19 protein-coding genes are annotated in these 21,951 nt (G+C 67.8%); 15 read left to right on the top strand and 4 right to left on the bottom strand.

Annotation, left to right across the window (positions count from 1 at the left end; genetic code table 11):
- The first annotated feature begins 7 nt into the window (after positions 1-7).
- Genes cobN through cobJ form a run of 5 tightly spaced genes read left to right on the top strand, consistent with a single transcriptional unit; the run spans position 8 to position 6,763 of the window.
- Complete coding sequence (gene cobN, locus E4P09_RS19520; RefSeq protein WP_137391317.1) at positions 8-3,394, top strand: cobaltochelatase subunit CobN; 3,387 nt, start codon at positions 8-10, stop codon at positions 3,392-3,394.
- Positions 3,391-4,659, top strand: coding sequence for a precorrin-3B synthase (gene cobG / locus E4P09_RS19515; RefSeq protein WP_137391316.1), 1,269 nt, complete (start codon positions 3,391-3,393; stop codon positions 4,657-4,659). Before cobN ends, cobG begins: the two co-directional genes overlap by 4 nt.
- A complete protein-coding gene (locus tag E4P09_RS19510) occupies positions 4,640-5,275 on the top strand; it encodes a precorrin-8X methylmutase (protein WP_137391315.1) in 636 nt (211 codons plus the stop codon). The genes cobG and E4P09_RS19510 overlap by 20 nt, the downstream gene beginning before the upstream one ends.
- Before the next feature lies 1 nt (position 5,276).
- Positions 5,277-6,002 (top strand): precorrin-2 C(20)-methyltransferase, encoded by a 726-nt coding sequence (locus tag E4P09_RS19505; RefSeq protein ID WP_137391314.1) that lies wholly within the window; start codon positions 5,277-5,279, stop codon positions 6,000-6,002.
- Positions 5,999-6,763, top strand: a complete 765-nt coding sequence (gene cobJ, locus E4P09_RS19500) for a precorrin-3B C(17)-methyltransferase (protein WP_137391313.1) — start codon at positions 5,999-6,001, stop codon at positions 6,761-6,763. Before E4P09_RS19505 ends, cobJ begins: the two co-directional genes overlap by 4 nt.
- Here the strand turns inward: cobJ and E4P09_RS19495 are convergent.
- A complete protein-coding gene (locus tag E4P09_RS19495) occupies positions 6,727-7,494 on the bottom strand; it encodes a cobalt-precorrin-6A reductase (protein ID WP_137391312.1) in 768 nt (255 codons plus the stop codon). The genes cobJ and E4P09_RS19495 overlap by 37 nt on opposite strands.
- 62 nt (positions 7,495-7,556) lie before the next feature.
- Here E4P09_RS19495 and cbiE point away from each other — a divergent pair, with 62 nt between their 5' ends.
- The 5 genes from cbiE to E4P09_RS19470 are packed head-to-tail and all read left to right on the top strand — an operon-like array spanning position 7,557 to position 12,085.
- Positions 7,557-8,765, top strand: a complete 1,209-nt coding sequence (cbiE, locus tag E4P09_RS19490) for a precorrin-6y C5,15-methyltransferase (decarboxylating) subunit CbiE (protein WP_137391311.1) — start codon at positions 7,557-7,559, stop codon at positions 8,763-8,765.
- Positions 8,762-9,166, top strand: a complete 405-nt coding sequence (locus E4P09_RS19485) for a cobalamin biosynthesis protein (RefSeq protein ID WP_137391310.1) — start codon at positions 8,762-8,764, stop codon at positions 9,164-9,166. The genes cbiE and E4P09_RS19485 overlap by 4 nt, the downstream gene beginning before the upstream one ends.
- The gene (gene cobM / locus E4P09_RS19480; protein ID WP_137391309.1) at positions 9,163-9,930 is read left to right on the top strand and encodes a precorrin-4 C(11)-methyltransferase; all 768 of its coding nucleotides are present in this window, start codon (positions 9,163-9,165) and stop codon (positions 9,928-9,930) included. Before E4P09_RS19485 ends, cobM begins: the two co-directional genes overlap by 4 nt.
- Positions 9,927-10,736, top strand: a complete 810-nt coding sequence (gene cobA, locus E4P09_RS19475; RefSeq protein WP_137391308.1) for a uroporphyrinogen-III C-methyltransferase — start codon at positions 9,927-9,929, stop codon at positions 10,734-10,736. Before cobM ends, cobA begins: the two co-directional genes overlap by 4 nt.
- A complete protein-coding gene (locus E4P09_RS19470; RefSeq protein WP_137391307.1) occupies positions 10,736-12,085 on the top strand; it encodes a cobyrinic acid a,c-diamide synthase CobB in 1,350 nt (449 codons plus the stop codon). Before cobA ends, E4P09_RS19470 begins: the two co-directional genes overlap by 1 nt.
- Here E4P09_RS19470 and hpnA read toward each other — a convergent pair.
- The gene (gene hpnA, locus E4P09_RS19465; protein WP_137391306.1) at positions 12,082-13,077 is read right to left on the bottom strand and encodes a hopanoid-associated sugar epimerase; all 996 of its coding nucleotides are present in this window, start codon (positions 13,075-13,077) and stop codon (positions 12,082-12,084) included. The genes E4P09_RS19470 and hpnA overlap by 4 nt on opposite strands.
- 71 nt (positions 13,078-13,148) lie before the next feature.
- Here hpnA and hpnK point away from each other — a divergent pair, with 71 nt between their 5' ends.
- The 3 genes from hpnK (at position 13,149) to E4P09_RS19450 (ending at position 17,613) form a co-directional block, all read left to right on the top strand.
- Positions 13,149-14,018, top strand: a complete 870-nt coding sequence (hpnK, locus tag E4P09_RS19460) for a hopanoid biosynthesis-associated protein HpnK (protein ID WP_137391305.1) — start codon at positions 13,149-13,151, stop codon at positions 14,016-14,018.
- A gap of 64 nt (positions 14,019-14,082) precedes the next feature.
- Complete coding sequence (locus E4P09_RS19455; protein ID WP_137391304.1) at positions 14,083-14,946, top strand: phytanoyl-CoA dioxygenase family protein; 864 nt, start codon at positions 14,083-14,085, stop codon at positions 14,944-14,946.
- Positions 14,947-15,006: 60 nt separating this feature from the next.
- Positions 15,007-17,613 (top strand): MMPL family transporter, encoded by a 2,607-nt coding sequence (locus E4P09_RS19450; protein WP_338049013.1) that lies wholly within the window; start codon positions 15,007-15,009, stop codon positions 17,611-17,613.
- Between the two features lie 66 nt (positions 17,614-17,679).
- Here E4P09_RS19450 and E4P09_RS19445 read toward each other — a convergent pair whose 3' ends face one another.
- Positions 17,680-18,300, bottom strand: a complete 621-nt coding sequence (locus E4P09_RS19445) for an ABC transporter substrate-binding protein (protein ID WP_170984515.1) — start codon at positions 18,298-18,300, stop codon at positions 17,680-17,682.
- A gap of 319 nt (positions 18,301-18,619) precedes the next feature.
- Here E4P09_RS19445 and hpnI point away from each other — a divergent pair, with 319 nt between their 5' ends.
- Both hpnI and E4P09_RS19435 read left to right on the top strand, forming a co-directional pair.
- The gene (hpnI, locus tag E4P09_RS19440; RefSeq protein WP_170984514.1) at positions 18,620-19,786 is read left to right on the top strand and encodes a bacteriohopanetetrol glucosamine biosynthesis glycosyltransferase HpnI; all 1,167 of its coding nucleotides are present in this window, start codon (positions 18,620-18,622) and stop codon (positions 19,784-19,786) included.
- Positions 19,787-19,805: 19 nt separating this feature from the next.
- Positions 19,806-20,798 carry a lysylphosphatidylglycerol synthase domain-containing protein gene (locus E4P09_RS19435; protein ID WP_137391300.1) on the top strand — a complete coding sequence of 331 codons (993 nt, stop codon included), beginning with the start codon at positions 19,806-19,808 and terminating at the stop codon, positions 20,796-20,798.
- Here E4P09_RS19435 and E4P09_RS19430 read toward each other — a convergent pair.
- The gene (locus tag E4P09_RS19430) at positions 20,790-21,950 is read right to left on the bottom strand and encodes a DegT/DnrJ/EryC1/StrS family aminotransferase (protein ID WP_137391299.1); all 1,161 of its coding nucleotides are present in this window, start codon (positions 21,948-21,950) and stop codon (positions 20,790-20,792) included. The two genes, E4P09_RS19435 and E4P09_RS19430, sit on opposite strands and share 9 nt — an antisense overlap.
- Position 21,951: the final 1 nt, after the last annotated feature.

The following is a 21,951-nucleotide window of genomic DNA, read 5'->3' as shown; positions in this document are numbered from 1 at the left end:
TTGGCCCATGCATCTTCTGGTCCGCGAGACGCATTCCCTGGATGAGGCCGATGCCGCGGTCGACCTCGACCATGCGCCGGCGGACATGGCCTTTCTGTCGTTTTCCGATTCCGATCTCGGGGCGGTGGCGGCCGCCTATGTCCGCGGGGCCCAGGGTCTTCCCGGCCTGCGCATGGCCAATCTCGGCCGCCTGCGCCACCCCATGTCGGTGGATCTCTATCTCGACAAGACGCTCAGGCATGCGCGGGTGATCATCGTGCGGCTGCTGGGCGGGCTCGACTACTGGCGCTACGGCGCGCAGGAGTTGAGCAGCCTCTGCCGCGAGCGCTCCATCGCCCTTGCCCTGCTCGACGGCGACAATCGAGTCGACGACAGGCTGGAGGCCATGTCCACCGTGTCGCCGGAGGCGCTGGACCGGCTGCGCGACTATTTCCGCCATGGCGGGCCGGACAACATGGCGGCGGCCCTGCGCTTGGCCGCCCATCTCGCCGGGATTGGCGCTGACGATGGACCGTCCGCCACACCGTTGCCGGCGGCGGGCGTCCTCGATCTGGGCCCCTGCCCGCTGCCTCCGGAGGCGGCCAAGGCGGCAATCATCCTCTATCGCGCCTATGTGCTGGCCGATGATGTGGCGCCGGTGCACGCGCTGGCGGCCGCGCTGGTTGAGGCCGGCATCGCGCCCCATGCACTTTATGTGACGAGCCTCAAGGATCCGGCGAGCGCCGCTTTCATCGCTGACGAACTGTCGCGACTACGGCCGGATGTGATCCTCAACCTCACCGCTTTCTCGGCCCGGCGGGACGAGGATGGGGTCTCGCCCCTCGATATGGCTGATGTGCCGGTGCTGCAGCTGGTGCTGTCCGGCGCCGCCCGCGCCGCCTGGGCTTCGTCCAGCCGCGGCCTGTCGGAGGCCGATCTTGCCATGCATGTGGTGCTGCCGGAGCTCGATGGCCGGCTTTTGACCACAGCCATATCGTTCAAGGCGGACCAGCCGGTCGGGGCGGGCGTCGATATCACGCGGACGGTCCATGAGCCGGATAGGGATGGCGTCGCGCTGGCGGTGGCGCGGGCCAAGGGCTGGGTGCGCCTTAGGCGGACGCCCTGGCCTGAGCGACGCATCGCTGTGGTGCTGTCGGACTATCCCGGCGCGCAGGGCCAGGTCGCCCACGCGGTCGGGCTCGATGCCCTGGCCAGCACGGCGGAAATCCTGCGGCTGCTTTCAGATGCCGGCTATGAGGCTGGCGCGGATGCGGAAGTGGTCTGTGCGGCCCTGCGCCAAGGCGAGGCGCGGCCGGTGCTCAGTGGCGCGGATTACCGTCGTTTGTTCGCAACCCTTCCCGCAGCGTTGCGCGAGCGCATCGAGGCCGCCTGGGGCGCGCCCGAGCAGGACCCAGCCTATGGCGACGGTGCGTTCCATTTCGCCGTCCATGCGGTGGGCCGCATCACCATTGCCATCCAGCCCGACCGGGGCCAGGGGCTCGACCGCAAGGCCCAGTATCACGACCCGGACCTGCCGCCGCGCCATGCCTATGTGGCCTTCTATCTCTGGCTCAGGGAGGTCGAGCGGGTGCATGCGATGGTGCATCTCGGCACCCATGGCACGCTGGAATGGCTGCCGGGCAAGGCGGTGGCCCTGTCCCGGCACTGCGCTCCGACGGCACTGCTGGGCGGGCTGCCGGTGGTCTATCCTTTCATCGTCAACAATCCGGGCGAAGCGGCGGCCGCCAAGCGGCGGCTTGGCGCGGTCACCATCGGTCACCTGACACCTCCGTTGCAGAGCGCGGGCAGCCATGGGGCTGCCGCGGAGCTCGAAAAGCTCATCGACGAATATGCCGCTGCCGATGGTCTTGACCGGCGGCGCATGGCCCTGCTCAAGCGCGACATCCTGGAGCGGGCCGCCGATCTCGGCCTTCTGGAGGAAAGCGGCGCGTCGGCCGCGGCCGACGAGGACGAGGCCCTGGCCCGGCTCGATGCCTATCTCTGCGATGTGAAGGACCTGCAGATCCGCGATGGGCTGCATGTGTTCGGCCGAGCGCCCGAGGAAGCGCGGCGCGATGCGCTTGCTTCAGCCATTGCCGCCTCCGCGCCGGGCCTTGCGCCTGACGCGATTGTCCGGCGGCTCGATGCCTGCGCCGAAGCCGAGCGGCAGGCCTTGCTTGCCGCACTTGACGGCCGCTTCGTCGCGCCGGGGCCGGCGGGCGCGCCAAGCCGCGGCCGTGTCGACGTGCTGCCCACCGGGCGCAACCTGTTCACCGTGGACCCGCGCGCCATCCCCACCCGCTCGGCCCTCGTGCTGGCGGAGAAGACGGCGCGCGAACTCATCCGCCGGCACATGCAGGAAACCGGGGAGTGGCTGTGCAGCGTGGTGCTCGACCTGTGGGGCTCGACCACCATCCGCACCGGCGGCGAGGATCTGGCTCTGGCCCTGGTGCTGATGGGCGTGCGGCCCTTATGGGATTCCGGCTCCAACCGGGTGAGCGGCATCGAGGTCGTGCCGGAGGCTCGCCTCGATCATCCGCGCGTTGACGTTACGTTGCGGATTTCCGGCCTGTTCCGTGATGCTTTCGGGCAGCAGATCGCCCTTTTCGACCAGGCGGTGCGGACGCTTGCCGATCGGGCGGACGAGGCGGATGGGTTCAACCCCTATGCCGATGCGGCGCGGGGCCTTAAGGGTGAAGCGCGGCTCAGGGCGCTGGTGCGGGTCTATGGCAATGCACCCGGCGCCTATGGGGCGGGGGTGAGCACGCTCATCGAGCGCGGCGCCTGGGAGGATCGCGCAGCGCTCGGCGGCGCCTACCTGGAGGCGTCCGCCCATGCCTATGGGCTGAGCTTCGCGGGCGAGGCGGACCTTTCCGGCTTCACCGCGCGGCTCGAGGCAGCGCAGGCCTTGGTGCATCTCCAGGACCATCGCGAGATCGACCTCCTGGACAGCCTGGATTTCGCCGGGCACGAGGGCGGGTTTGCCGCCGCCGCGGAGAGCCTTGGCCGCGAGCCCCAGCTCTACCACGCGGACACGGCCGACCCGAATGCGCCGAAGCTGCGGACCGTTGCGGAGGAGGTACGGCGCATCGTGCGCGGCCGGGCGGCCAATCCGCGCTGGATCGAGGGCATGATGCGGCACGGCTATCGCGGCGCGGCCGAGATCGCCCGCGGGCTCGACGGCCTGTTCGGCTTTGCCGCGACCTTGGGCAGCCGTTTCGACCGGCAGTTCGAGCTGATCTTCGACGCGACGCTTGGGTGCGAGCCGGTTGATGCATTCTTGCGCCGGGAGAACCCGCAGGCGCGGGCGGCCATGGCGGCGCGCTTCGCCGAAGCCGTCCGCCGCGACCTGTGGCGGCCGCGGCGCAATGCGGTTGCCACCCTGCTTGCGGAACACGAGGAGCTTCGGCCATGAGCCTTGCTGCAGAGGTGAAAGGCTGGTGCCCGACCGTGCTGCGGCCCATGGCCTCCGGCGACGGGCTGCTGGTGCGGGTGAAACCGAGCGCCGCGACCCTTTCGCTCGACCAGGCGAGGCGGCTGGCCGAGGCGGCGCAGCTTTACGGCAATGGCATCATCGAGCTGACCAACCGGGCCAATCTGCAGATGCGCGGGCTCGACGAGGCGACGGTAGCCCGGTTCGCCGCTGAGATCCAGGCCGCCGGCCTTGCGGCTGACGACCCTGCCCTGGAGCAGACCCGCAACGTGCTCGCCAGTCCGCTTGGGTCGCGGGATCCCACGGCCACGTTCGATGCGCATGCGCTGGCCCGCGCGATCGAGGGCCGGCTTGCGGCCGCGCCGCTTGCGGCCGCGCTGGACCTCAAGCGCCTGCCGGCCAAGTTCGGCTTTGTGGTTGACGGTGGCGGTGCGCTGCCGCTGGCCGGCATTGAAGCGGATATCCTGCTGCGCGGCCACGGAGGCGGAATTGCCGTTCGCCTCGCCGGTTGCGACTTGGCCGCCAGGACCAACCCAGCCGATGCACCTGATGTCGCCATCGGCCTTGCCCATGCGTTCCTGGCGCTGGCCTCCGGACAATCGTCACCACCGCGTCGCATGCGCAATCTGGTGGACCAAATCGGGGCGGCGGAGGTGTTCCGCCGTGCAGGGCTCGAGGCGGAGCATCTGACCTCCCCTGCCCCGGCGGCGGAGCGCCCTTTCCGTGGGCCCGGCTGGATCAGCCTCGGCCTGCCCTTCGGCCAGATCGATGCGCGTCTGCTGCAAGAGATGGTTTATCGCGCCGGGGCTGCCGGTGCCAAGGCGCTTCATGCGACGCCCTGGCGCGCCTTCGTTCTGTCCGGCCTGTCCGATGAAAGTGCTGCCGATCTCCTGAACTGGGCCGCAGCCGCCGGCCTGATCACCAGCAGCGAGGACGCCCGCCTCAACATTGCCGCCTGTCCCGGCCAGCCCTATTGCCGCTCGGCAACGGTGCCGACCCGGCGTGATGGAGAGCGTCTTGCGCGCAGCGGCGCGGCGGCGGACCTCGATGTGCACCTGTCCGGCTGCCGCAAAGGCTGTGCCCGCCGCGGGCCCGCCGATTTCACCCTGGTCGGCGGCTCGCAAGCGCGCTATGCGCTCGTTGAGCATGGCAGCGCCGGAGACGAGCCGCTCCTCACCGGGCTGACCCTGGACGAGATCATCAACCATTTGCGTGAGAAACGGGCCCATGCGCCGCGACATGTATGACTATATCCGCGACGGAGCGGAGATCTACCGACAGTCCTTCGCCACCATAAGGGCCGAGGCGGACCTCTCGGGCTTCAGCGAGGACGAGGCCCGGGTGGTGGTGCGCGTCATCCATGCCTGCGGCATGGTGGACATTGCCCGGGACGTCGTGTTCACGCCTGGCTTCTATCAGGCGGCGCGGGAAGCGCTGCTCGACGGCAGGCCCATCCTGTGCGATTCCCAGATGGTGGCGCATGGCATCACCCGCTCCCGGCTGCCCGCGGAGAACGAAGTGGTCTGTACCCTCGATGCGCCTGATATTGTCGAGCGGGCCCGCGCCATCGGCAATACGCGCTCCGCCGCCGCGCTCGACCTGTGGGTCGACTGGCTGGATGGCGCGGTGGTGGCGATCGGCAACGCACCCACGGCGCTATTCCGGCTCTTGGAGCTGATCGACGAGGGGGCGCCCTGCCCCGCGGCCATCATCGGCATGCCGGTGGGCTTCGTGGGCGCGGCGGAATCCAAGGAGCTGCTGCTTGCCCATGGCCGCATCCCGTCGGTGGTCGTGCGCGGCCGCAAGGGCGGCAGCGCCATGGCGGTGGCCGCGGTGAACGCCATCGCCAGCGAGGTGGAGTAGGTTGGTGGCAACGCTCTATGGCATTGGCTTGGGGCCGGGCGACCCGGAGCTGGTCACGCTCAAAGCCAAGCGGCTGCTGGGCTCGGCACCGGTGACCGCGTTCTTCGCCAAGCGCGGCCGCCCCGGTCAGGCCCGGATGATCGCCGAAGGCCACCTCAATCCCGCGACCCGCGAGCTGCGCTTCGACTACCCGTTCACGGCGGATATGGATGTGCGCGATCCGCGCTATCACGAGGAAATGGAGGCATTCTACGACCGATGCGCCATGGAGCTCGCCGCCTGCTTGGACCAGGGCTGGGATGTGGCGGTGCTGTGCGAAGGCGACCCGTTCTTCTACGGCTCGTTCATGTATGTCTTCGACCGGCTGCATGGGCGTTATGCCAGCGAGGTTGTGCCGGGGGTGACGGGCATGAGCGGCTGCTGGACCCGTGCCGGCGCGCCAATCGCCCATGGGGACGACGTGCTGCTGGTGCTGCCCGGCACCCTGCCGCAGGAGGCCATGGTCGCACGGCTCAGAAACGCGGATGCGGCAGTGTTCATGAAGGTGGGGCGCCATCTCGGCACCATAAGGCGTGCGCTTGCGGAGACCGGACTCATTGACCGCGCGATCCTGGTGGAAGGCGGCACCATGGCCCATGAGCGCGTCCAGCCGCTCGCTGCCGTTCATGATGAGAGCGTGGACTATTTCAGCATCGTGCTGGTGCCGGGGCGGCAGCGGGTCCGATGAGCGGAAGCCTTACCATTGTCGGGCTTGGACCGGGCGCGCCCGAACTGCTCACCGCACAGGCGGGCAACCGGCTGCAGACGGCCACCGACATCGTGGGCTACGGCCCCTATGTGGACCGGGTGCCGGAAAGGCCCGGCCAGGAGCGGCATCGGACCGACAACCGGGAGGAACTCGACCGCGCCCGCCATGCTCTCGTGCTGGCCGAGAGCGGCCGCAGGGTGGCGGTGGTGTCATCGGGGGACGCGGGCGTGTTCGCCATGGCGGCGGCGGTGTTCGAAGCGATCGAGCAAGGTCCCGCCGCCTGGCGCCGGCTCGACATCGAGGTGGTGCCGGGCATTTCCGCCATGTTCGCCGCGGCTGCGGCCATTGGCGCGCCGCTTGGCCACGATTTCTGTGCGATCTCCCTCTCCGACAACCTCAAGCCGTGGCCTGTGGTCCTGGCACGGCTCGAAGTGGCCGCCCGCGCCGATTTCGTCATCGCGCTCTACAATGCCCGCTCACAGGCGCGGCCGCACCAGCTGGGGGAGGCCTTCGAGCGGCTTCGAGCGATCCAGGCGCCGGAAACACCCGTGATCTTCGCCACGGCCATCAGCCGGCCCGAGCAGCGGATCGATATCGTCCGCTTGCAGGACGCAGAGCCCGCGCGCTGCGACATGCGTACGCTCGTGATGATCGGCTCCAGCGCCACACGGCTGATCCCGCGGGAGGGCGATGCGCCCTGGGTCTACACTCCCCGCTCGGTCAGGGAACCCGTCACATGAGCGGCAAGCCAGGCATAGGCTTCGGCGGCGGATGCAACCTCCACATCCGCTCGCGGCTTGGGCGGCCGTTCCACCATGATCACCGGCAGCCCGAGGGCGCGGGCGGCGTCGAGCTTCGCCCTGGTGGCCTCGCCACCGGCGTTCTTGGTGACGACCACCTCGATTTGGTGCTCGCGCAGCAAGGCGCGCTCCGCATCCACTTCGAAGGGACCGCGGGACAGCAGCACGGTGGCGCGCGGCGGCAAGGTTTCGGGCGGCGGTGGGTCGACGCTGCGGATGAGATAGTGATGCTGCGGCGCGTGGCGGGCGATCGCCACCTCCTTGCGGCCGGTGGTGAGGAAGACGCGCCTGGGCGCCTCCCCCAGAGCGGCAATCGCGGCTTCGAGGTTCGCCACCTGTTGCCAGGCATCGCCCGGCTGCGGCGTCCAGGCGAGGCGGCGGATGGCGATCAGCGGCACCCCGGTTTGGTTGCAGGCGGCGCGGGCATTGGCCGACATGGTGGTGGCAAAGGGGTGGGTGGCATCGACCACCAGCGCAAATCGCTCTTCCCTCAAGAACCGGGCGAGGCCGGCGCTGCCGCCGAAACCGCCTATGCGGGTCGGCAGTGGCTGGGCGGCCGGGGCCTTGGTTGCGCCTGCCAGCGACAAGAGGGCATCGAGCCGGTGCTCGCCCGCCAGCAGCCGGGCGAGGGCCGCCGCTTCGCTGGTGCCGCCGAGGATCAGAACCTTCATGGCGTTCTGCTGTTCCACAGGACCGGCCGCCTGCCAAGCCCTTTCCTGGCGAGTTCGAGGCGATGACCGCCTGGCTCAGCGTCATCGGCATCGGCGAGGACGGGCGGGCGGGCCTGTCGAGCGCGGCGCAAGCGCTGATCGAGGGCGCCACGCTGGTGGTGGGTGGGGCCAGGCACCTTGCCATGGTGGAAGGCTTGGGGCGCGGCGAGAGGCTTAGCTGGCGCTCTCCGATCGGCGACACGCTGCCGATGATTCTCGCGGCACGCGGGCAGCCCGTTGCGGTCGTGGCCTCGGGTGATCCGTTCTTCTATGGCATCGGCAATCTGCTGACGCGAGCGATCCCGGCCGGGGAAATGCTTGTCATCCCCGCGGTATCCTCGATGTCGCTGGCGGCTGCGCGCCTGAGCTGGCCATATGAAGAGGCTCACATCATCTCCCTGTGCGGCAGGCCGATCGAGAGCCTCGCGCCGCTCCTCCATCCCGGCCGCCGCATCCTGGCCCTGTCGGCGGATGAGCACACGCCCGCCGCAGTGGCGCAGTATCTTTCGGGCCGCGGCTTCGGGCCGAGCGCCATCCATGTGCTGGAGCGGCTGGGCGGGGCCAACGAGCGGGTGCGGCGGGCAGAGGCCGCCGGCTTCGATCTCAGCGGCGTGGCTCGGCTGAACCTGCTGGGCATCGAGGTTGCCGCCGGTCCGGGCGCGACGATCATCCCGCTCGGGCCAGGGCTTGCCGATGCGCTGTTCGTGCACGACGGGCAGCTCACCAAGCGCGAGATCCGCGCGGTGACCTTGTCCAGCCTGGCGCCACGCGTCGGCGCGCTGCTCTGGGACATCGGCTGCGGCTCGGGCTCGATCTCCATCGAATGGTGCCTGGCCCACCCAGCCAATCGCGCCATTGCCATGGAGGAGGACGCGACGCGCGCAGGCAATGCGGCCGGCAATGCGGCGGCGCTGGGGGTGAGCAGCCAGGTGCGCATCGTGCGCGGGCGTGCGCCGCAAGCGCTCGCTGACCTGCCTGAGCCCGATGCGGTGTTCATCGGCGGCGGCATGCAGGACGGGGTGCTGGATCAGGCCTGGGCAAGGCTCAAGCCGGGCGGCCGGCTGGTGGCCAATGGGGTGACGCTGGAGACCGAGGCGATCCTCATCGAGGCCTTTCGCCGGCTCGGCGGCGACCTTACGCGGTTCTCAGTCGCGCGGCTGGACCGTATCGGCAGCCTGCACGGCTTCCGCCCGGCCATGACCGTGACCCAGTGGCGGGTGGTGAAGCCATGATCATTGCCGGCCTTGGCCTTAAGCCCGATTGCCCCCCGGCCGACCTTCTCGTGCTGATCGAACAGGCACGGCTGGCTTGCGCAGAAGGCCGCATCGATGCCCTCGCCGCGCCGGCCTTCCGCCGCGACGCGCCTGGGCTTGCCGCTGCCGCCAAGGCGTTAGCCCTGCCGCTCCTGCTGATCGACGATGCGGCGCTGGCCTCGGTGCAGCCGCTGTGCCCGACGCGCTCAGCACGCGCCCTTGCAGAGACTGGCTTCGCTTCCATCGCCGAAGCGGTCGCTTTGAGCGCTGCAGGCCCTGGCGCCGAGCTCATTCTGCCGCGTATAGCCGGCGGTGCGGCGACCTGCGCCCTGGCCCGATCGGCGGAGGTCGCCTCACCAAGCGCGAGCGAAGGCATATGACCGTCCATTTCATCGGCGCGGGCCCGGGAGCCCCCGACCTCATCACGTTAAGGGCGCGCGATCTGATCGCCGCCTCGCCGGTGTGCCTCTATGCGGGCTCGCTCGTGCATCGCGAGATCCTCAAGCATTGCCCGCCCGGCGCCCGCATCGTCGATACGGCGCCGATGAGCCTCGACGAGATCATGGACGAGATGGTGCGCGCCCATATTGCCGGCGAGGACGTGGCGCGGCTCCATTCCGGCGACCTCTCGGTGTGGAGTGCCATGGGCGAGCAGATCCGCCGGCTCGACGCGTTGGCCATTCCCTACACGGTCACCCCCGGCGTGCCGGCCTTTGCAGCGGCCGCGGCTGCGCTGAAGGTGGAGCTGACCCTGCCGGAGGTGGCGCAGTCCCTGGTGTTGACACGCACACCGGGCCGCGCCTCGGCCATGCCGGCGCGAGAGCGGCTCGCAAGCTTCGCCGCGACCGGCGCGACCCTGGCCCTCCATCTCTCCATCCATCTGCTCGATGCGCTGGTGGAGGACCTGATCCCGCATTATGGGACGGACTGTCCGGTGGCGGTCGTCTATCGGGCGAGCTGGCCCGACGAGCAGATTTTTCGCGGCACGCTCGGCACCATCCTCGACGTGATCGGCGGGCAGAAGCCCGAGCGCACGGCGCTGATCCTGGTGGGCCGAGTGCTCGATTGTGATGACTTTCGCGACAGCGCGCTCTATGACGCCGCCTATCAGCGCCGTTTCCGCAACCGGAGCCACCAGGGATGATCGGCCGGAGCCTCGATATCTCGCCAGCAAGCCTGCCGGCTTTCCCGCCGGGAACCGTGTGGCTGTGCGGCGCCGGGCCGGGCGACCCCGGCCATCTCACGCTTTACGTGGTCTCGGCTCTGCGCCAGGCGGACGTCATCGTGCATGACGCGCTGGTGGACCCGCGGGTGCTGGATTTCGCCCACCCAGAGGCCGAGATCATCTTTGCTGGCAAGCGCGGCGGCAAGCCTTCCATCGCCCAGGACGAGATCGGCGAGATGCTGATCACGCTGGCCCGGCAGAACCGGCGCGTGCTGCGGCTCAAGGGCGGAGACCCGTTCGTGTTCGGGCGCGGCGGCGAGGAAGCGCTGGTACTGGCGGAAGCGGGCGTGCCGTTCCGGGTGTTTCCCGGCATCACCTCGGGTCTCGGTGGCCTTGCCATGGCCTCGATCCCGGCCACCATGCGCGGGGTCAACCAGGCGGTGATCCTGGCCACCGGCCACAGCGCCGATGACCACACTCGGCTCGACTGGGCAGCGCTCGGCCGGCTGAAGCTGCCGCTGGTGCTCTACATGGCGGTGCGCACCCTGCCGGACATCGCGGCGGCGCTCGTCGCCGGCGGCATGGATGCGGACACGCCGGCAGCGGTCATCGAAAACGCCACCCTGCCGGATGAGCGCATCATGGTCTCGACGCTCGACCGGGTGGCAAAGGATCTCGAACGGCAAGCCTTCGGGCCGCCGGCCCTGGTGGTGATCGGCGAGATCGTGCGCCTGCGCGAAGAGCTGCGGCTGCTCGCGCTGCAGGCGGCGCGCGAGGCGGTTTGATGGCGGCCAAGTCCCTGGCGCGCGGGCTGATGGTGGCAGCGCCCCGTTCCGGCTCGGGCAAGACCACGATCACGCTCGCGCTGATTGCGGCCTTCAGGCGGCGCGGCCTCGTGGTGCGCTCTGCCAAAACCGGCCCCGATTATATCGACCCGGCCTTTCATAGCGCCGCCACCGGGCAGCCCACCTGCAACCTGGACAGCTGGGCCATGCCTGAGCCCTTGCTCGACCAGCTCGCCTATTGGGCGGCGCGGGAGGGCGACCTCCTGGTGGTCGAGGCGGCCATGGGCCTGTTCGACCGCATCGAAGGGCCGGTGGGGCGCCGCGGCGCCCCGGCCGATATCGCCGCCCGCTATGGACTGCCGGTGCTGCTCGTGCTCGACGTGACCGGCCAGGCGCATTCCGCCGCCGCCATCGCCCGCGGCTTTGCCGCCCATCAGCCGGACGTCCGCGTCGGCGGTATCATCGCCAACCGGGTGGGCAGCGAGCGCCATCTCCGCATGATCAGGAGCGCCATCGAGGATGTGGGGCTGCCCTTGCTCGGCGCCCTCCCCCGTGATGCGGCCCTGACGGTGCCGGAGCGACATTTGGGCCTGGTGCAGATCGAGGAGCACGGGGACGTCTCCGGCTATCTCGACACGCTTGCCGGGGTGGCCGAGAAGCATTTCGACCTCGATGGCATCCTCGCCGCAGCATCGGCGGTGACCAGGCCGCAGGCGGTGCCTGCTTCCAGCATCATACCGCTGCCGCCCCCCGGTCAGCGCGTTGCGCTGGCGCGGGATACGGCCTTCAGCTTCCTCTATGCCCATGTGGTGGAGGGCTGGCGCGCAGCAGGCGCCGAGCTGGTGCCGTTCTCGCCGCTCGCCAACGAGCCACCGCCGGATGATTGCGACGCCTGCTGGCTGCCGGGCGGCTATCCCGAGCTGCACGCGGGCAGGCTCGCCACCGCCGAGCGGTTCAAGGCTGGCCTGCGGCGCTTTGCCGAAACCCGGCCGGTGCACGGGGAATGCGGCGGCTACATGGTGCTGGGCGAAGTATTGGTGGATGCGGACGGGACAGCCCACCCGATGGTCGGCCTGCTCGGCCACTCCACCAGCTACGCCAAGCGCAAGCTGCATCTGGGCTATCGCAGCGCCCGGCTGCTCAAGCCATCGCCTCTGGGGCCGCAAGGCGCATCCCTGCGTGGCCATGAGTTCCATTATGCCAGCGTGCTCAGCGCCGGCACGGACGAGCCGCTGGCCGAGCTTGCCGATGGCGAAGGGCGGCCGCTGGGCCTGGGCGGCCACCGCCGCGGCCACGTCTCCGGCACCTTTTTCCACGCGATCGCGGTCGAGGCTGAAGCCGGCGCCTAGACCATCCCGGCGCGCTGGAACCATTCCAGCGCATCGGCAATGGCCTCCTGGGCCGGGCGAGCCTGATAGCCCAGCTCTCGGGCGGCCTTCTCATGGCTGAAGAACATCTTCTTGCGAGCCATCTTTACCCCGTCCATCGTGATGAACGGCTCCCAGCCCTTGAACACCCGCGCGGCGAGCTCGCAGCCATAGGCAATGGGCACGACGGCCCCGTTCGGCAGCTTGACCACGCGCCGCCGCGTGCCCTGCAGCGCGGCGATGGTGAGCAGGATCTTCTCCAGGCCCATGTTCTCGCCGCCCAGGATGTAGCGCTCGCCCAGACGCCCTTTAGCATGGGCCAGAAGATGCCCCTCGGCCACATCGTCCACATGCACCACGTTGAGCCCCGTATCCACGAAGGCCGGGATCTTGCCGCGCGCCGCCTGGACCACGATGCGGCCGGTGGGCGTGGGCTTCACGTCGCGCGGGCCGATCGGGGTCGAGGGATTGACGATCACCACCGGCAGGTCTTCCTCGGCCGCCGCCTTGCGCACGGCCTCCTCAGCCAGGAATTTCGAGCGCTTGTAGTGGCCGATCATATCCTCGAGCGTCACCGGCGCGTTTTCGTCCGACAGGGTGCCGTCGCCCTTGAGGCCCAGCACGGCGACGCTGCTGGTATAGACGATGCGGGCGGCGCCCGCCGCGGTCGCGGCCCGGACCAGGGCCAATGAGCCATCCACGTTCGTCTTGTACATGACCTCGGGGTCGGGCACCCAGAGCCGGTAGTCGGCCGCGACGTGGAAAACATCCTCAACCCCCCGCAGAGCCTGGGCATAGCTCGAAGGATCGCGCAGGTTCCCGTGCACGATCTCCGCATCGATCTCCTGAAGGTTGCGGCGGTCCGATTCCGGTCGGGCCAGCAGCCGCACGGTCCAGCCGCGCTCGACGAGCTTGCGCGCCACCGCCGAGCCCACAAATCCGCTCGCGCCGGTCACCAAGGCGATCCGCGCCATGCCATGTTCCTCCGTGCTTTGGTCCAGGCTGTGCCCTTGCTTCGACCTACCAGTTCCAGTAGCTGAGGCCAATGCGCCCGCTCATCTTCACCGCCGATGATTTCGGATTCAGCGAAGAAATCAACGAGGCCGTGGAACGGGGCCATCGGGAAGGCGTGCTTGGCGCCGCAAGCCTGATGGTCACCGGCCCGGCCGCAGCGGATGCGATCGCCCGCGCGCGTCGTCTGCCCGGTTTGCGGGTCGGCCTCCACCTGGTCCTGGTGCAGGGGAAACCGGCCTCCCCTCCAGATAGCATACCCGCCCTGGTCGACGGGCGCGGCCGTTTCCACGACAACCTCGCCAAGGCGGGGGTCATCTGGTTCTTTCATCCGCAGGCACGCCGGCAGCTTCGGCGGGAAATAGCAGCCCAGATCGCGGCGTTCAAGGCCACCGGTCTCCGCTTGGACCACGTGAACGGCCACAACCACATGCAAGTCCACCCCACGGTTTTCGGAGAGCTGATCCGTCAGCTCAAGGCCGAGCCGAAGATTGGACTGCGCCTGCCGCGCGAGCCCTGGTCGGTCACCATAGAGAATTCACCATTGATGACACGCACGACCAGCGCGCTGAGATGGCTGATTATGACGCCGTTCCTGGGTTTGATGCGCCGGCAGTTGTTGCGGAATGGCATCAGTCACAATGAATGGTTACTGGGGATCAAAGATAGTGGCCGTTTGAACGAGGGGAGGCTTCTCGGTCTCCTTGACAGACTGCCGACCGGGGTGTCAGAGATCCACTGTCATCCAGCAACGCGCCGCACAGCGGCCATCGCCGAGTCGATGCCGGGCTATGACAACGAGGCGGAGCTGGCCGCCTTGCTCAGCCCCCGGATCGGCGAGGCGCTCGCACGGCGCGGTCTGCGGGTCGGGGGATTTTTGGATATCCGCGATGAGGCTCCGTAGAAGAGCTATCCTTTCGCTCGCCTCGAGGGCTGCTGGTCGTTTATCTCAAATTTATTGAAGGCTCATGTTACACGCATCGCTGTCATCCAACGGCATATCTCTCCCGGCGAGCGAGCGATATGTCGGCTATCTCGCGGAAGTGTCCGCACGTTCCGCGGCCGAGGATTTGGCAAAGCGTCAGTTTGTGCAAAATGGCTATTTGCTCATGCGCGATATCGTCGATCGCGAGGCTGTCCTCGATCTTCGCGAGGCTTACTTGCGCATGTTCGGCGCAAGCTTCGTCAAGAACGGCGATTTCCGCCGCGGCGAGTTTTCCGGGCTGACGCCGGAGGGCCTGCCGAAGCACGGCTTTCCCGGCCACCCCGCCCATGATTTCGTCCGCAGCAAGACATTTCTCGATTTCGTCGACCTGCCGGCGTTCCGCAAGCTGGCCGAGGATCTCTTGGGCGGGCCGGTGGTGCGCGTGAGGCGCACGCCGTTGCGCCACTTCATCAAGGGGCAGAAGGCGGCATCGCGCGCCCATATCGACCGCACCTATATCGACAGCAGCAAGGATGATTTCGTCACCTTGTGGATCCCGCTGGGCGACTGCCCGGTGGAAGCCGGCGGCCTGGTCTATCTCGAAGGTTCGCACCAGGACGATTCCATGGCGGCGATCAAGAAGGAGACGGTGCCTACGGACCGCCCCAACGACCCGCGGCCGATCACGCACGACCTCAAGTGGATGTCGGACGTGACGGGCAAGCGGTGGCTGGTGACGAACTACCGCGCAGGCGACTTAATCGCGCACTCCCCGGTAATTGTGCATGCATCGCTTGACTCGGCGTCGGATCTGATGCGGATCTCCACCGACGTGCGTTTTATCCGCGCCGGCGCAGCCTGCGATCCACGCTGGCAGCAGGACTGGTCCGCCGACGACGGTTACTGAGATCCGGTAGGCTGTTTGGCAGGACAACTCTCTCCCGTTGGGTCCTCATGGCTCGTTCGCGTGGTGCGGACGAGCATGGATCATCCCTGGTCGGTCATCGTCGCAGCAGTGGTCATCTGCTGCACGCTGGCCGTTTATGCCTATAACACGCTTGGTATCAACGTTGATACCAACGACCTGTTCTCGCGGGATGCGCCCTTCCTCCAGGCGGAAGACAGGTTCAACGAGCTCTTTCCGAGCGAGGCCGACCAGATCCTGGTCGTGATCGATGGGCCCAGCAAGGCCAAGGCGGACCAGGCGGCCAACCAGCTGGTCGCCAGGCTGGAGCCGCACGACCAGTGGATCCTGTCGATCCAGCAGCCCGGTGGCGGTCCGTTCTTCCGTCGTAACGGACTGCTGTATCTCACGCCTGAACAGTTGGCCGGCTTCATCGACCAGTTGACAAAGGCGCAGCCGATCCTTGGCACCCTGAGCGCCAACCCGTCACTGGTTGGGCTGCTGGACGTTGTGTCGCTGATCTTCCAGGGCGCCAGCATGGGCGAACAGGGGGTGGGACAGTCCCACGCCTTTCTCAACCAGGTGGCCACCGGCATCGAGAGCGGGCTTGCCGGAGAGCCGGCGACCCTGGACTGGGGTGCGCTGCTCGGCAGCTCGCTCGGCCCGGACGTCAAGCCGCGCGCATTCGTTCTGGTCCATCCCAAACTCGACCCTCACCAGCTCATGCCCGGCAAGCCGGCATCGGACCTCATCCGAACCACTGCGCGCGAGCTGGGGCTGACCCCGGAGAATGGCTACAGGGTGCGGCTGACGGGTTCGGTTCCGCTCTCGGACGAGGAATTCGCCACCGTCGAGAGCGGCTCATGGACGGCCATCACCCTGTCCGTCGTGCTGGTGACAGTAATCCTCGCACTCGCGCTGGGCTCGTGGAAGCTCATCGTCGCGTCGCTCTTCACCTTGGGCATGGGCCTGCTTGCCACGATGGGCTGGGCGGCTGCCTCTGTGGGCGTTCTCAATCTGATTTCGATCGGCTTCACGGTGATGTTCGTGGGCATCGCGATCGACTTCGGCATTCAGTTCTGCATGCGGCTCAGGGAGGAGCGCTACCGGGTTGACGACTTCCAGGAGTCGATGGTGTCCACGACCCGGCTGCTTGCCCGGCCCTTGCTGCTGGCCGCGGTGGCGACAGCAGCCGGGTTCTTCTCGTTTCTGCCCACATCCTATCGGGGCGTCGCGGAGCTTGGCGTCATCGCCGGCGGCGGCATTCTCATCGCCTTCCTGCTCACCATGACCCTGCTGCCGGCCCTGCTGTCGGTTCTTCAGCCCGGTCCGGAGGCGAGGCCGGTCGGCTTTGAAAAACTACGCCCTCTCGGCACTTGGCTGGTGAACAGGCGAAAGCCCGTCCTGGCGGTGTTCGCGCTCCTCTCCCTGGCGACCCTGGCGGGACTGTTCATGCTCCGCTTCGATTTCGATCCCCTGGATCTGAAAGATCCGGAGTCGGAGAGCATGTCGACGCTCATGGAGCTGGCGGAGGACCCGCTGGCCACGCCCTATACCCTGAACGTGCTCGTTTCGGGCCCCGACCAGGTCCGCCCAATGGTGGAGCGCCTGGAGGCGCTGCCCGAGGTGCGGAACGTGATGAGCATATTCTCCTTCGTTCCCGAGGAGCAGGAGCGCAAGCAGGAGATGCTGCAGAACGTCGGCATGATGATGGGGCCGGCCATGCAGCCGCCTCAGCAGACGGCGCCTCCTTCGGCTGAGGACATCCGAGGTGCGATCGACAGCACTTTGGCGCAGATCCGCACCTATCTCGAATCCGGCCAGACGGAGGAGCCGATCAGGTCGGACGCCCAGCGGCTGCAAGCGGCGCTCAACAGGCTCAGCGCGGTCGAGAACCCCGACCGCCTCCAGGCCATCTCGGCAGAGATGACCGAGGGCTTTGGCCAGGCGCAGCAGATGCTGGGAGAAATGCTGCAGCCGGAACAGGTGACCGTCGACAAGCTGCCCGAAGATCTCCGCAGCAGCTGGATCGCCAATAATGGCCAGTACCGGCTACAGGTGTTTCCCAGCGGAAATCCGCGACAGCCGGACGAACTCGTGCGCTTCGTGGAGGCGGTGCGCTCGGTCGATCCCCAGGCGACCGGCATGCCCATCACCATCTATGAATCGAGCAGCCTCGTGATCAACGCGTTCATCACCGCGGCGATCCTTGCGGCGATCTCGATCACCATCCTGCTCTGGCTCACCTTGCGCAATATCGGTGATGTCGCGAGAACGCTCACCCCCCTGTTCCTGGCCACGCTCTGGACACTGGGCCTGAGCGGCCTCATCGGCATGGAATTGAACTTCGCCAACATTATCGGCCTGCCGCTTCTGCTTGGCCTCGGCGTTACCTTTCCGATTTACCTCGTCCATGCCTGGCGACGTGGCGAAGGCAATCTGATCGCGGCGCCGGTCGCCCGGGCCGTGCTGTTCAGCGCCCTGACGACCCTGGCGTCGTTCGGGAGTCTCGCCCTGTCGAGCCATCCCGGAACATCGCAGCTGGGCCTGCTGCTCAGCCTCGCGCTGGGCCTGCTGCTGATCTCGACCTTCATCTTCCTGCCGCCCATGCTGGGACGGCCGCCGGAGCACCCGGAAGAGGTGCCGGCCGCGCCTGCGGCAGGCGCGTGACCGGTTCGGCTTGGAGCGGGATGACCCTTCTCAGGTCTGTCATCCCGCGCCGATAGTTGCGGTCCGTCAGTTGGCCAGCTGTCGCTCGCTGGTCTTGAGCTTGGCGGCCAACCCCTGGGCGCCCTGCTGCTTCAACACAGAAGCAAATTCCGAGCGCCACTGGGCAAGCTGGCTGACCGAGCCGCTGAGATAGACGTCGACCACCTTGCCGTTCAGCACGCGGTAGCCGAGCTTTACGTTCTGCGGCCGGATCTCGGTCTGCACCACCACCGTGTTGCGGCCGCCATCGGTCACGCCGGTGGTGACGAAGCTCTCGCCCTCCCAGCCGTTGAAGCGGCTGGCGTAATTGGCGACGACCCAGTCGCTGAACGCCGCCACCAGCGCTTGGCGTTCGGCTGCGCTCAGCTTGCTCCACTCGGGCCCGACGATGATCTGCACCATGGTTTCCATGCCGAAGGTGCGCTTCACCAGCGGCTCGAGCTTCTTGTAGCGCCCGGCATAGCCCAGGCTCGACGCCTGCTTCATGGCCGCCAGCAGGCCGGCGTGGAAGTTTTCCACGAGCGATTCGGCCGCGCTGGCAGCCTGAGCCGGAACTGGCGCCAGAGTGTTGATCGAGGCGCCGGCAATCGGAATGGCAATGGCAAGCGCCACCGCCGTGGCGACGCGGGAAAGGTGTTTGCTATACACAAAAGAACTCCATAGCTGAGACATGCTTCCCCTCTCCCCCTTGGCTGGCAGCCAGCGCCCTGGTATTCAGCGGCTGGCCTGTTGCCCTGGGCGGCGGCCACGGAACAAAGCCCATGCCGCCGCGCCGGAATGATATAGGCCCCCAACCATGACCGGGCAACGCAGCGACCCGCTCGTTTCCGCAACCCGGCCATCACGCCCGCGTGTGGCTGTCGCAAGGCCGCGCCGATCATAAAGCGGGCCCATTGGGGAGATACGCCAGACGGGCGAGACATACAACCGAAGGTTAGAGTACTGTCGAGCGAGGAGTCCGGCGGCCGTGATCGAAAATCTCCATGCCATTCTGCTGCTTCCCGTGGTCGGGGGATCGGTGTTCTCGCTGCTGTGTGTCATCGCAACCGCCAGGCTGCTCGCGACATGGCGCCCGGCAAAGGCCGATTTCACGCCGCCCGTGTCGATCCTCAAGCCGGTCTATGGACTCGACCGGGAGCTGGAAGAAAACCTCGCGAGCTTCTGCCGGCAGGACTATCCCTCCTATCAGCTGGTGCTCTGCGTCCAGCGGATGTCCGACCCCGCCTTGCCGATTCTTCGGCGCGTCGCGGCGGCCTATCCAGATCGGGTGGCCCTGGTGATCCGGGAATGCGAGCCGACCTTCAACGGCAAGATCCAGAACATCGCCAATGGCATGGAGGCCGCCCGCCACGACATCCTGGTGATCAGCGATGCGGATGTGCGCGTCTCGCCCGACTATCTCCGCACCATCGTGGCCCCCCTGGCCGATCCCGCGGTCGGCTATTCCTGCACGCTCTATCGCACCGCCGACGCCCGCACCTTTCCTGAGAAGCTCGAGCTGCTCAGCATGAATGCCGATTTCGTGCCGAGCCTCATTTTCACTCATTGGACCAATTCCGCGATCTTCTGCCTGGGCGCAACCGTCGCCGCCCGGCGCAGCGATATCGAGGCGATCGGCGGCCTCGCCTCGCTCGCCGAATATCTGGTCGAGGATCAGGAGATGGGCCGCCGCCTGATCGAGACGGGCAAGCGCATGGCGCTCATCCCGATGAGTGTCGACATCATTCCCGATTATCCCGATTTCTCGGGGTGGTGGCGGCATTTCGTCTACTGGGACCAGAACACCAAGGCCGCCAACCCGGTCGGCTTTGCGCTCACCGTGCTCACCCGGGCAGTGCCCTTCGCGCTGCTCTTTGCCTGCGCCACCGGCTTCAGCACCACCGGCTGGGCGGTTCTGCTCGCAACCGTTGCGCTGCGCATGGCCAGCTGTGGCGCCATCGCTGGCCTATTGGGGGACCGGGAGGTGCTGAGGGCTCTCTGGCTGCTGCCGCTGCGCGACTGCCTCGGGTTGGTCTCTTGGGCTGCGGCCCTCACCAAGCGCACCTTCGTCTGGCGCGGCCACCGCTTCTCGCTCGACCGGCACGGCCGGATCGCGCGGATGCCGGACAAGGCGGCGTCTGCCAGGTCGACATGAGCGCGGACGGGCCAAGACCATGAGGCTGTTCACTGCCCTGGCGCTCGCGGCCGGCGTCGCGCTGCTGGGCTGGCTGCTCTATAAGACCGACATCGAGGCGGCGCTTGCCATTGCATGGCGCATCGGCTGGGAGGGCGCCGCCGCCGTCCTGGCGGTATTCGCCGTTGGCTTCCTTTTCGAGATCATCGCTTGGGCGTTGACCTTCCCGCGGCCGCTTTCGCTGACGTGGGTCCGCCGGCTCTGGGCTGTCAACATGGTGGGTGAGGCCTTGAGCGTGGTGATGCCGTTCGGGGCGCTGGGCGGCGAGCCGTTCAAGGCGCTGCTGCTCAACCGCTACTACCGCGTTCCCTATGGCGAGTCGACCGCCTCTCTGTTGATCGTGCAGACCATGTTCGCCCTGGCGCAAGCGCCGTTCGTGCTGATCGGGCTCGCGCTGGTGCTGGCCATGGGCCTGTTCAGTCCGGCCGTCGAGCGCGCCATGGCTATTGCCGCGGTGGGGCTCGCCCTGTTCATGGCGCTGGCGCTGGTGGCGGTGCACCAGCGCTGGCTGATGCATCTCGCCGCCCGGCTCCAGCGCTCGCCGCGCGGGCGGCTGCTGGCCGGCGTTCTTGCCATGGCCCAGGAGGTGGAGCAGCGCATCTTTGCGTTCATGCGGCAGAGCCCCGAGCGCTTTGCCGGCGCTCTTGCGGGCTTCTTCCTCAACTGGCTGCTGGGCGCGGTCGAGGTCTGGGTCGTGCTGCGGCTGGTTGGCCATCCGCTCGACTTCTGGGACTGCTGGGTCATCGAGGCCGCCGTGGTGCTGATGCGCTCGGCCACCTTCTTCGTGCCCGCCCATATCGGCTCGCTCGAGGCCGCGACTGTCTATGTCACGGCGGCGCTCACCGGCTCGGCCGATGTGGGGCTTGCCCTTGCGCTCATCCGGCGCGGGCGCGAGCTCATCTGGTCGGCGGCCGGCCTTGCCATAGGCGCATGGTACAGCTGGCGCGGACTGCCCGCCGCCGGCTCATGCTGACGCAAGGCTTGCGGCCGCCTTTCCACGCTCGGCCGCCTTCACGGCCGCGATCACCCGCTCGGCTTCCCCGTCCGTCATGCTGGCGAAGATCGGCAGACAGATATGGCGGCTGCAGAGATGCTCCGACTGACCGAGGTCGCCGGTGTCGAGCTTGTGGAAGACGGGATGCTTGTGCAGGGGCGCTTCATAAACCTCACCGGCGCAGATCACGCCGTGTTCCTCCTTCAGCCAGGCCTTGACGGCGGCGCGATCAACCCCCTCGGGCAGCATCACCGGATACTTGTAGTAATTGGCGAAGCAATCGGCAGGTGGCGCGATCGGCGTGAAGGCGGACCGGCCGTTGCCCAGCTCCTGGTCGTAGAACTCGGCAATGCGGCGGCGATCGGTGATCATCCCGTCGAGATGGGAGAAATGCCTGAGACCGATGATGGCGTGCGGCTCCGAGAGGCGCCAGTTGTTGCCCATCTTCACATGCAGGTTCTGGTGGAAGCTCGCCTTGCCCTGGTCACGGAAGATGCGCGCGGCGGCGGCCAGCTCATCGTCATCGGTGACGATCATGCCGCCCTCGGCGCTGGTCATCACCTTGGTGGGATAGAAGCTGAACGAGCCGGCGCGGCCGAAGGTGCCGGCGTGCCGTCCGGCCAAGGTCGAGCCGTGGGCGTGGGCGGCATCCTCCATGATCCACAAGCCTCGCGCGTCTGCCAAGCGGACGATCTCCGGCATGCGGTCGGTGACGATCCCGGCGATGTGCACGATGACGATGCCAACGGTGTCAGGGGTGATGCGGCGCTCGATCTCTTCCGGTGCGGTCGACATGGTGCTGATGTCGCTATCCATCAGGATCGGCTTGCCGCCCGCAGCGATCACCGCCGCGGCAGTGGCGAAGAAAGTGTCGGCCGGCACCAGAACGGACTTGCCGGCAATATCGAGGCCGCGCAGGATGATCTCGAGCGAGCTGGTGCCGCTGCTCACGGCAATGGCGTGGCGCGCCCCGCAATACTTTGCGAAGGCCGCCTCGAAGGCCTCGGTATACGGCCCCAGCGTCAGCCGGCCGGTCTTGAGCACCTCGGTGATTCGTTCAGCGATCCAAGCGGCGTCCTCATCCGAGAAGTCGATCCGGGTGGGCGGAACCGGCGGGGCGTTGCGCAGCATG

The sequence above is a fragment of the Rhodoligotrophos defluvii genome (assembly GCF_005281615.1).
Classification (GTDB): domain Bacteria; phylum Pseudomonadota; class Alphaproteobacteria; order Rhizobiales; family Im1; genus Rhodoligotrophos; species Rhodoligotrophos defluvii.
Note: the sequence above shows the minus strand (reverse complement) of the source record. Positions and strands in the feature narration are given on the sequence as shown.